This is a genomic window from Nioella sp., from assembly GCF_964229645.1.
In the GTDB taxonomy this organism is placed as follows: Bacteria; Pseudomonadota; Alphaproteobacteria; order Rhodobacterales; family Rhodobacteraceae; genus Nioella.
This window is the reverse complement of the sequence record NZ_CAXREX010000250.1, coordinates 1-10,281: the sequence shown is the minus strand read 5'-3', so window position 1 is coordinate 10,281 and position 10,281 is coordinate 1. Positions and strand designations below refer to the sequence as shown.

General features: G+C 64.5%; 10 protein-coding genes and 4 tRNA genes. 11 read left to right on the top strand and 3 right to left on the bottom strand.

What is annotated here, in order from left to right:
• Positions 1-55 precede the first annotated feature (55 nt).
• Positions 56-268, bottom strand: coding sequence for a hypothetical protein (locus ACEQXV_RS16850; protein ID WP_370270120.1), 213 nt, complete (start codon positions 266-268; stop codon positions 56-58).
• 277 nt (positions 269-545) lie between these two features.
• Between ACEQXV_RS16850 and ACEQXV_RS16845 the strand changes: the two genes are divergently transcribed.
• From ACEQXV_RS16845 to ACEQXV_RS16820, 6 genes are all read left to right on the top strand, one after another.
• Positions 546-1,328 carry a polysaccharide deacetylase family protein gene (locus ACEQXV_RS16845; protein WP_370254511.1) on the top strand — a complete coding sequence of 261 codons (783 nt, stop codon included), beginning with the start codon at positions 546-548 and terminating at the stop codon, positions 1,326-1,328.
• Between the two features lie 125 nt (positions 1,329-1,453).
• The gene (locus tag ACEQXV_RS16840) at positions 1,454-1,765 is read left to right on the top strand and encodes an HU family DNA-binding protein (protein WP_370270117.1); all 312 of its coding nucleotides are present in this window, start codon (positions 1,454-1,456) and stop codon (positions 1,763-1,765) included.
• Between the two features lie 62 nt (positions 1,766-1,827).
• Positions 1,828-1,902 (top strand) — tRNA-Val (locus ACEQXV_RS16835).
• Between the two features lie 64 nt (positions 1,903-1,966).
• Positions 1,967-2,548 carry a histidine phosphatase family protein gene (locus tag ACEQXV_RS16830; protein ID WP_370270116.1) on the top strand — a complete coding sequence of 194 codons (582 nt, stop codon included), beginning with the start codon at positions 1,967-1,969 and terminating at the stop codon, positions 2,546-2,548.
• Positions 2,549-2,592: 44 nt separating this feature from the next.
• A tRNA-Val gene (locus ACEQXV_RS16825) sits at positions 2,593-2,668 on the top strand.
• Between the two features lie 267 nt (positions 2,669-2,935).
• Positions 2,936-3,874, top strand: coding sequence for a hypothetical protein (locus tag ACEQXV_RS16820; protein WP_370270115.1), 939 nt, complete (start codon positions 2,936-2,938; stop codon positions 3,872-3,874).
• 71 nt (positions 3,875-3,945) lie between these two features.
• Here ACEQXV_RS16820 and ACEQXV_RS16815 read toward each other — a convergent pair whose 3' ends face one another.
• Complete coding sequence (locus tag ACEQXV_RS16815) at positions 3,946-6,171, bottom strand: spermidine synthase (RefSeq protein ID WP_372526069.1); 2,226 nt, start codon at positions 6,169-6,171, stop codon at positions 3,946-3,948.
• Positions 6,172-6,386: 215 nt separating this feature from the next.
• Here ACEQXV_RS16815 and ACEQXV_RS16810 point away from each other — a divergent pair, with 215 nt between their 5' ends.
• From ACEQXV_RS16810 to ACEQXV_RS16790, 5 genes are all read left to right on the top strand, one after another.
• On the top strand, positions 6,387-7,349 hold the full coding sequence (locus tag ACEQXV_RS16810; RefSeq protein WP_370270112.1) for a pirin family protein: 963 nt from the start codon (positions 6,387-6,389) through the stop codon (positions 7,347-7,349).
• Complete coding sequence (locus ACEQXV_RS16805) at positions 7,346-7,873, top strand: N-acetyltransferase family protein (protein ID WP_370251737.1); 528 nt, start codon at positions 7,346-7,348, stop codon at positions 7,871-7,873. Before ACEQXV_RS16810 ends, ACEQXV_RS16805 begins: the two co-directional genes overlap by 4 nt.
• 53 nt (positions 7,874-7,926) lie before the next feature.
• On the top strand, positions 7,927-8,922 hold the full coding sequence (locus tag ACEQXV_RS16800; protein WP_370251735.1) for a DMT family transporter: 996 nt from the start codon (positions 7,927-7,929) through the stop codon (positions 8,920-8,922).
• Between the two features lie 147 nt (positions 8,923-9,069).
• A tRNA-Asp gene (locus ACEQXV_RS16795) sits at positions 9,070-9,146 on the top strand.
• A gap of 36 nt (positions 9,147-9,182) precedes the next feature.
• Positions 9,183-9,259: transfer RNA gene (locus ACEQXV_RS16790), tRNA-Asp, on the top strand.
• A 192-nt stretch (positions 9,260-9,451) separates the two neighbouring features.
• On the opposite strand, the gene mmsB is transcribed toward ACEQXV_RS16790, so the two are convergent.
• Entirely contained in the window at positions 9,452-10,279 is an 828-nt protein-coding gene (gene mmsB, locus ACEQXV_RS16785) for a 3-hydroxyisobutyrate dehydrogenase (RefSeq protein ID WP_370270111.1), read from the bottom strand.
• Between the last annotated feature and the right edge of the window lie 2 nt (positions 10,280-10,281).

The following is a 10,281-nucleotide window of genomic DNA, read 5'->3' as shown; positions in this document are numbered from 1 at the left end:
CGCTCGTCTACACTCTTTCCCTACACGACGCTCTTCCGATCTCCACCTTCGCCGCTTACTGCGGATAGCCCATGCTGCTGCCACCCAGAGCCAGGATGAAGAACACAAGGAAGAGCGCAGGCACCAGCATGTCGGCATCTTCGGTGGCGGTCATGGTGTCGTGGGTGACCATGTCAATGGACATGGTGGGCACCTGTTCATCTGCCAGGGCCGGTGCGGCGGCCAGAAGACTGATGGCGGTCAGGGCAGCGGTGACGGTCTTTTTCATGAGTTCCCCTCCTGCATGCGAAGCGACAGCATCCCTTGACATGGGCGCGCTGGAATGACTTCCGAGCGGGTCGGGACGCTTATCCTTGCCTTTGTAAACAAGTAGCCCCACTGGAAAACAAAAGAAAACCTGCGAGGTCTTAAAGATGACACGCAGGTCCAAAGTGAAGCCGATTTGCAACGGAATCTGGCCCAAGTGATCTGGCAGAACTTGATTCGTAACCGATTCGCGGTCCTCCTAGGCGGATTGCCGCTGCCAGCCATTTCTTGGTGCCATTATGAGACTGATCACACGTCGCACGTTTTCAACCGGCTTGACCGCCCTCGGCGCCAGCGTCGCGCTGACCGGGCGGGCGTCGGCGCAGTCTCAGGCCAGCTTCACCATCCCCGAGGGCGTGACCCATGGCGGGCCGACCACGATCACCCGTGTTCCCACGGAACAGCCCCTGGTGGCGATGACCTTCGACGATGGCCCGCATGAACGGCTGACGCCGCAATTGCTGGACATGCTGTCTGCGCGCAACATCCGCGCGACCTTCTACCTGATCGGGCGGCGCGTGAACCTTTATCCGCAACTGGCCCGGCGCATTGCGGAAGACGGGCACGAAATCGGCAACCACACCTGGAACCACCCGCGCCTGACGGGGCTTGGCAACAGCTCTCTCTTGCGGGAACTGGATCGCACAACGGTTGCCATTCACGAAGCGACGGGCCGCCCGCCCGTCACCATGCGCCCGCCCTACGGGGCCTTGTCGAACCGGCAGCGCGCCCTGATCTACGAGGCGCGCCATTTCCCGACGGTGCTGTGGTCGGTCGATCCCGAGGATTGGCGCCGCCCCGGCAGCTCGGTCGTGGCCAACCGCATCGTCGGGCGCTCGCATCCCGGCGCGGTGATCCTGGCCCATGACATCGTGGCCCCGACAGTGCGTGCGATGCCAGCCGCGCTCGATGGGCTGATCGCGCGGGGCTATCGCTTCGTGACCGTGTCGGAACTGATGGGGTGGCCCCGCTGGCAAAGCCGGAACCTGCAACTGAGCATGCTGACGGGCAGCCAGACCTGACGCCGCTGGTCAGCCCTGCGTTGCGCGGACACGTTGGGGCATCAACTTTCGCTCATTGACGACTCACCCCCTAAGGTTGTTTCCATTTGGGAAGCGATTAACCAGTGAAGATAAGGGGCGAGCAGATGAAAGATAACCAGGCAGATGACGCGATCGAGACCGAAGAGGCCCGGGCCGCGTTCAAGATGAAAGACTTGATGGAAGCCATCGCCAGCCAGAGCGAGCTCAAACGCTCGGACCTGCGCGAGGCGGCAGGGCTCGTCTGCGATGCCCTTGGCGCGGCGCTGGCAGAGGGGCGCAGCCTGCAACTGCCGGGGCTTGGCAAGATCACCGAACGTCGCCGGGAATCCAAGCCATCGGGCGAGCTGATCGTGGCCCGTATCAAGCTGGCGAAGCCTGCCGAAACCGGGTCTGGGGCCAGCGACGAGGAAGAGTGAAATTTCCCGGCTCTCGCCTCTTGCGCCCCCGCGAAAGCGCCGCTAAAAGGCGGCTCCACAGCGGGTGATTAGCTCAGTGGTAGAGCGCTTCGTTCACATCGAAGATGTCAGGAGTTCGAATCTCTTATCACCCACCATTTCCTTTCAAAGGCGCCCCGGATCCCCGCGGCGCCTTTTGACTTCGAGACGGGGCCAGGGCGCATGACGACCTATCCGGAGCTTTGGGTGCTGCGCCACGGCGAAACCGAGTGGAACGCCGAGGAACGCCTGCAAGGTCATCTCGACTCGGCCCTGACGCCGACCGGGCTGGCGCAAGCCCGGGCGCAGGGCGACATTCTCGCGCAGGCCGGAGTGCCGAAAGACGCGCGTGTGCTCTCGAGCCCTTCGCCCCGGGCGCTGCGCACCGCCGAGATCGCGGTGAACACCCTTGGCCTGCCGATCGAGACCGACCCGCGCCTGATGGAGATTGACCTCGGCCAGTGGCAGGGAATGACCCTGGCCGAACTGCGGGCCGGCAACCCGTCGATCCGCGCCGCAACCGATCCGCACCTGTGGAAATTCCTGGCCCCCGGCGGCGAAACGCTCGGCCAGATGGCAGCCCGTGTGGAGGCGTTTCTGGACGACCTCACCTGCCCGAGCGTGCTGGTCACGCATGGGGTGACCTCACGGCTCCTGCGCTGCATCGTTCTGGGCCGCGCCCGGGCCGATCTGTCATCGGTTCCGGGCGGGCAGGGGGTCGTTCATCACCTTCGGGACGGATCTGCCACGATCCTGACCGCTTAGGGCTTGCATCCCGCCCCAAGGCCGCGCTATCCAGCGCGCCGGACGGGTCGTTAGCTCAGTTGGTAGAGCGCTTCGTTTACACCGAAGATGTCGGGAGTTCGAGTCTCTCACGACCCACCATTCCCTCCTCGAAGTTGCGCCCGATCAAGGGCTTGGATCTCTGTCGACCCCGAGAACCGGCTACCGTGGCAAGGTCAGGGTCTTCATCGCGCTTGCGCGGTGTGAACAGTGTGTTTCCACGATTGTTCGGCTTTGCAACTATTAATACGGCAAATTCTCGATAGATTTATGGCGAAATTGTGAACCCGCATCTTGTTGTCCTTAGTGCGCTTGTCCGGTTCTGCGGGTTGTTTTCCAAGACATGCGTCTCATCGGGAGGACATCCGAATGCCTGTTGAAAACAAGACCTTCAGCTATGAGGTCGAAGGCCTTTCCTACATCGTCACCGTCTACGAGGACCCCGCGAACCCGGGCCAGTTCCTGGCCGAAATCGAGGTCACAGAAGGGGCCATGGACGTTAACGCGATCTATTTCGGGGATGACGACTTCTCCGGTTCAAGCGCAAGCCTGGGCGGGTCGCTCAACATGAATGGCTCGCGCCTCGGGGATGAAGAGGTGCAATGGGACAATGCAGTTTATGTCAGCGATCCGGGCCTTGGGCCGGATGGGGACGAGAAGGCGAGCTACCTGGAAGCTGGCGATGATCCGCTCGTATGGCCGCTGTCAGGTGTGACCAGCCTCGACGACATTGATGTTCTGGGCATCCGGGCAACCTCGACCACCAATGATGCCGGCTCCATCAAGGGTGTTTCCGAAGAGGAAGAGGAAGATCCCACCTTCGACAAGGTTGGCTTTGGCTGGATCATGGACGACTACGGCATCGCGGCCGGGGTCTACTTCACCGAAGACGACCTGCCCGAAGGCGAAGAGGGCACGTTCGAGAACTACGTGAACCACTATGTCAGCATCTACGGGGAAAACGAGGATACCGATCCCGATGCGGACCCGGATTTCAACCTGTCCGAAGTGCAATCGGTCATTTTCTACGAGCTTTCGCCAGTAGACGGCCCGATCGAACTCTTCCGCATAGATGCGCCTGAGGACGTCATCGCAGATGACGGAACCGTCGTTAGAGAAGGCGGGTTCCAAAGCGCCGATGACCTGCTCGACGCCTATGATGCGGCGATCGAAGGCGGGGCGCTCGATGCGGCCAGTGGCGGTGACGAAGGGCTTGAACTGATGGCCGCGCTGTCCCTCGACGAGGTGTGGGACGAAACCATGCCAAGCGGCGTGGAGATGGACGAAGAGGATTTTGAACTGGCCTAGGCGGGTCCATCCGAAATGAAAAACGGCCCGGGTGGGATGCCCGGGCCGTTTGCATGTCTGGAAGACCGATCCTAGTGCATGATCGACAGGAGGTCCGCGAAATCGTCGGTCCAGATCCGGCCGCCGTCAGAGGTCAGAACCTCCCACCGGTCATCTTCTGCCAGTCCCGCCAGCGTCGCGTCATCCTCGGCCATCACGACCACAAGAGAGGGCGAATTGCCTTCCTCAAGGTCCATGTGCTGACCGTAGTTCTGGATCCGCGCTGCAAGCCCAAGCGCTTCGGCTGAGCGGCTGAGCGGGCGCTCGATCTCGTAGTAGCGGTTCGAGATGTGGAACATCAGGATGCCGCCGGGGTTCAGGCGTTCACGGTAAAGCTCCAGCGCCTCGATCGTGGTCAGGTGCACCGGCACCGCGTCCGACGAATAGGCGTCGATCACCAGCACGTCGTAGCGCGCCTCTGCCTGGCCCTCCAGCACGATGCGTGCATCGCCCAGGTAGGTGGGGGCATTTCCTGCGCATTCGCTCATGAAGGTAAAGAGCGACGGGTCGCGCGCCACGCGGTCGACCATGGCGTCGATCTCGTAGAAGGCCCAGGACTGGCCCGGCTGCGCGTAGCAGGCCAGCGAGCCGACGCCGAGACCGACGATGCCGATCGACTGCGCCGCTTGCCCGAAATCGGAGGTCATGACCTGCGCCATCGGCCCCTCGGGGTGGTAGTAGTAAAGCGGCGTCGGACGGGTGCCCTCGGTGAAATCGGCCAGGCGCTGCGCGCCATGCACGGTGGTGCCGTTGGCATAGAGGCGAAGCCCGCCCTCGTCGGCCACCCGATGCGTGCCGAAGAAGCTGCGGTCGCGGAAGATCGCGTTGCCTTCTGCGATATGGGCGCCGAAGATCACCACCATCCCAGTCAGGATCATGGCCGACAGGCCCGTGCTGCGCACCAGCGTCAGCGTGACGAGGAAGAGCGCCGCGGTCATGCCCACCAGCATTTCCAGCGGCAGCACGCCCGGACGCATCGCGGCAAAGAACATCGGCGCCAGCGTCACCAGGCCCAGGATGAGGCCCTTGAACCCGTCCTTGGGCTGCGGCACCGCGCCTTTGACGAAGAAGAGCGCCGCGGCAAGGATCACGGCGATCCGCGCTTCCAGCAGATCGTTGAAAAGCGCCGGGGCGATGATCGAGTTGAACAGCCCCCCAAGCGCACCGCCCACGGACATGGTCACGTAGAAGATGGTCAGGTTGCCGTGATCGGGCCGCGCGTCATACAGCATCTGGTGCGATTTCAGCGCGATGAAGAAGAAGGCCACCACAAGCGCCACGGTCATCGCGATGGTCAGCATCGACAGGGGCAGTTCCGACATGGCCATGCCCAGGATGAAGACACCCGCGATCAGAAGCCAGGTCTGCACCCCGCGCGGAATCCACGGACGGTTGGTAAAGACCAGTACGAAGGTCAGCAGGTAGAGAGCCAACGGAATGACCCAGACCAGCGGGAAAGACCCGATATCGGTGGAAATCTTGGTCGTCACCGACAGCATCAGCGACGAGGGGATGAAGGCCAGAAGCAGCCACTTGCCGATCTGGTTGACCTTCGGCAGCGCCACCTTGGCGGGGGCGGGGCGAATGGCGGCCCCGTCGCGGGCGGCAAGGCCCGACAGCAGAAGGAACAGCCCAAGCGCCACGAAGCCCGCGGCCCAGCCCCACCCGATCATGGTTGCGCCGAAAAGCGGCTCGGCGGCCAGCGGAAAGGCCAGAAGGGCGATCAGCGACCCGAGGTTCGATGCGCCATACAGGAAATAGGGATCTTCGGCATTGGGCCCGCCGGAACGGGCATACCAGCTCTGGATCAGGGGGGCGTTGGCCGACAGGACGGCGAAGGGCACGCCCACGCCGAAGGCAAAGAGACCAAGCGTTTGCAGCACCGTCGATTGTTCCGGATCATAGGTCCAGCCCGCCCGGATCGACAGCGGCAGAAAGAAGAGCGCGACCGCCCACAGCGCCAGGTGCAGCGCCATCTGGCCCTTCACCGGCAGGTAGCGGGTGGAAAAATGCGCATAGGCATAGCCCGCGATCAGGATCGTCTGGAAGAACAGCATCGCCGTGGTCCAGACCGCCGGTGCGCCGCCGATATGGGGCAGGACGATCTTGGTAAAGAGCGGCTGCACGAAGAACAGCAGCGATGCCGACAGGAAGATGGTGGCGGTAAACAGGATGGGGACCAGCTTGGGTCCGATGCCGGGGATGGGCCTTGCATCCGTGGTCATGGTCATGGGGTCTGCCTCTTTGGTGCTCTTCATGCGCTTTCGTTTTGACGTCCATAGACCAAGGGAATGTGGTCAATATTGGGCGGAAGGCAGGATTTGTTCGGATTCGGGGGACAAAAACCGCCCTCCCTTCGGGCTGTTTCTGCGCGTTGATGCGCAAAACATGTTCATGGGTCGCCTTTGTGTGCGTTTGGATTTGACCTATCTTCAAAAGGCGTAATCACCACCCCCGTCCGGGAGAACATGACATGAGCTGGAACCCCGCCCTCGACCCCAATTGCCCGCTTGGCGACGGCGTCGATGCGATCGACACGTTGATCATCCCGCGCGCCCGCGACCTGGGCGGTTTCGAGGTGCGCCGGGCCTTGCCCGCGCCCAGGCGTCAGATGGTGGGCCCGTTCATCTTCTTCGACCAGATGGGCCCGGCCGAGATGCTGCCCACGCAGGGGCTCGACGTGCGCCCGCATCCGCATATCGGGCTGGCAACGATTTCCTATCTCTACCGGGGCCGGATGCATCACCGCGACAGCCTTGGCACCGATGGCTGGATCGAACCGGGCGACGTGAACCTGATGGTGGCGGGGCGGGGCATCACCCATTCCGAACGGACCGACGACGAAACCCAGACCCTTCCCATGCCCTTCTTCGGCATCCAGACCTGGATCGCGCTGCCCGAAGACCAGGAAGAGCGCGCGCCGGAGTTTCATCATGCGGATGCGGGTGAACTGCCGCTGCTCGAAGCGGAAGGCAAGGAACTGCGGCTTATCCTCGGCTCTGCCTATGGCGAAACCGCACCGGTGCCCGTGCCATCCGAGATGTTCTATGCCGATGCAGTGCTGAAGGCGGGCGCGCAGCTGCCCTTGCCCGACGATCACGAGGATCGCGGCGTCTACGTGGCCGAGGGATCGGTCGAACTGGGCGGCGAAAGCCATGGCGCGGGCGAGATGATGGTCTTTCGTCCTGGTGACCGGCTTGCGCTGACGGCAGGTCCGGCAGGGGCGCGGCTGGTGCTGCTTGGCGGTGCGACGCTGAACGGCCCGCGCCATATCTGGTGGAATTTCGTCTCGTCCAGCAAGGAGCGGATCGACGAGGCGAAAGAGGCCTGGCGTCAGGCGGACTGGCAGTCGGGGCCGTTCCACCTGCCGCCCGGCGACGATGCCGAATTCATCCCCTTGCCGGGGCGCGAGCCTGCCTTCAAGAAGGGCGGATGATCCTGCGAAAAGCCCGTGACTCGGACCTGCCCTCCATTGCGCGCCTGCACAGCGACAGCTGGCAGCGGACCTATGCCGGGATGCTGCCGGACCGCTTCCTGACCCATGATGTGCCCCTGCGTATGGCGGCCGACTGGCAACCGTCGCGGCTTTGGCGTCAGCATGTGCTGGTGGCCGAGGCTGGCCAGCTGGCGGGCTTTGCCGCGGCCGATATCGGGGACGGGGTGCTTTATGTCGACAACCTGCACGTGGCCTTTGGCAACATGGGGCAGGGGATTGGACGGAAACTGATGGGCGCCATGGCACAAGAAGCTCTGGCGCGGGGCTGCGCGCGGCTGTGGCTGACGGTGCTGGATGACAATGGCGCGGCCATCCGCTTCTACCAGGGGCTTGGCGGCACGGTATCGGAACCGTTCGACGATGACGTGATGGGCTGCCCGGTGCGCTCGGTCGCGGTCGCGTGGGAGGGGCCCGTGCTTGACCAGCTTGGTGCAGGGGTTTCGCAAGGGGCAGATCCGCGCTAGGGCTTGGGCAGGGCGCAATTGATCCACGCCCGGACCCCGAAAGGACAGACCCGATGACCGGCCGCCCGCGCCCGACCGAGGAGACACCGCCCCTCGCGATCCTGCTCATTGTGGCGGGCATGGTGCTGATCACCATCAACGACTCGCTCATCAAGGCGCTTGGCGGCGACTACCCGCTGCACCAGATGGTTTTCGTGCGCTCTGGTATCGGCATCCTGTTTTCGCTCCTGATCCTGCAATTCGAGGGCGGCTTCCGCGAGCTGCGCACCTCCACACCGGGGCTGCACCTGCTGCGCGGACTTCTGGTCGTGCTGTCCAACATGACCTATTTCGCGGCCCTTGCGGTGATGCCGCTGGCCGATGCGGTGGCGCTGTTCTTCATCGCGCCGCTGCTGATCACGCTGTTTTCGGCGCTGTTCCTGAAAGAGCGGGTGGGTGTGCACCGGATCACCGCGATCCTCGTGGGGTTTGCGGGGGTGCTGGTGATGATGCGTCCGGGCATGGGCGGGGCGGGGCCGGGTGACGGCTCCGAACGCTGGACCGTGCTGCTGCCGCTGCTGGCCGCCGCGGCCTATGCGGCAATGCAGGTGCTGACGCGCAAGCTTGGCGTCTATTCCAAGGCGTCGGCGCTGGCGGTCTACATCCAGGGCGTGTTCCTGGCGGTGAGCGTGGCCTTCTACCTGGTGGCCGGGGATGGCCGTTTTGCCGAGGGGGTCGAGGAGGAAAGCCTCGTCTTCCTGCTGCGCGCCTGGACCTGGCCTGCGCCGGGCGACTGGCCGCTTTTCATCGCGCTCGGGATCATGTCCGGCGGCATCGGCTACCTCTTGTCGGCGGCCTACAAGATGGGCAATGCGGCGACCGTTTCCTCCTTCGAATACACCGCCCTGCCGATGGCGATCGCCTCGGGCTGGCTGGTCTTTGCCGAGGTGCCGGACCTGTGGGTGCTGGCCGGAACCGTGCTGATCGCGGGGGCGGGGATCCATGTCTTCATGCGCGAACGACAGCGCCGCAGCCCCATCGCCCCGCGTCGCCCGCTGCGCCGGGGCTGAGCCCGCCGCGCCATGCCCGCTGGCGCGCCTGCAAAAAATTTGGCCGGCGGGGAAAATATGCGCAAAACCGCGCTTGACGGGGGGGCGCGGGGCACATAGAACCCGCTTCACGCCAGCCGGGCCGAGGCCCTGACGGCGATGCAGCGGGCGGTTGTAGCTCAGTTGGTTAGAGTACCGGCCTGTCACGCCGGGGGTCGCGGGTTCGAGCCCCGTCAACCGCGCCACCGCTGCCATATATCCGGGCGAAAAGCCCACTCTGCGCGGTTGTAGCTCAGTTGGTTAGAGTACCGGCCTGTCACGCCGGGGGTCGCGGGTTCGAGCCACGTCAACCGCGCCACTTTCTTCCAGACCTGTTGAATTGCTGCCCTCACGGGCGGCGGGGGCGCGCCTCCTCAACCCCCCGTTTTCACGGGGGGCCTCGTCGGCCCGCTGTCCGCTGAAGCGGACGGGTGCGCCTGTGGGAAAGGGGGCGGGGACACGACGGGGGCGTCCGTGGCCCCGTCGGATCCCTCGGTGACGCCGCTGGCGATCAGCCCTGGCGTCCGCGCTTTTCGAAGCGGGGAAGCATGGCCGAGAAGTCCATGCCCTTGCCGTCCTCGGTCTCGACGAACTGCGCATAGAGCGCCGCGGCCGCCTGGCCCATCGGCGTATCGGCATCGGCGGCTTCGGCCGCGGCCTGGGACAGGCGCAGGTCTTTCAGCATCAGTTCCGCCGCGAAACCGGGCTTGTAGCCATTGTCGGCGGGGCTTTGCGGCCCCACGCCCGGCGCCGGGCAATAAGCGTTCATGGTCCAGCTGTAGCCCGACGAGGTGCTGACAACATCGAACATCTTGTCGCGCGCAAGCCCCAGCTTGTCAGCCAGCGCGAAGGCCTCGCAGGTGGCGATCATGGTCACGCCCAGGATCATGTTGTTGCAGATCTTGGCGGCCTGGCCATTGCCCGCAGGCCCGCAATGCACCGCTTTCTGGCCCATGATGTCGAAGAGCGGCTTCGCGGTTGCGAAGGCTGCGTCGCTGCCGCCCACCATGAAGGTGAGCGTGCCCGCCGCGGCCCCGCCGACGCCGCCCGAGACCGGCGCATCCAGAAAGCCAAGGCCCGCAGCCTCGCATTGGCCCGCCACGTCGCGCGCGGCGTCCACCTCGACGGTGGAGCAGTCGAGCAGCACCGCGCCCTTTTCCATGGCCGGGATCACGTCGCCCGCCACCGCCTTGAGGATCGCGCCATTGGGCAGCATGGTGATGACCACGTCCTGGCCCGCAGCGGCCTCGGCCGCGCTGGCGGCCATGGTGACGCCCTCGGGCGCGGGGGCGGCAAGGTCGAACCCTGTTACCGCATGGCCTGCCGCCACGAGGTTCAGCG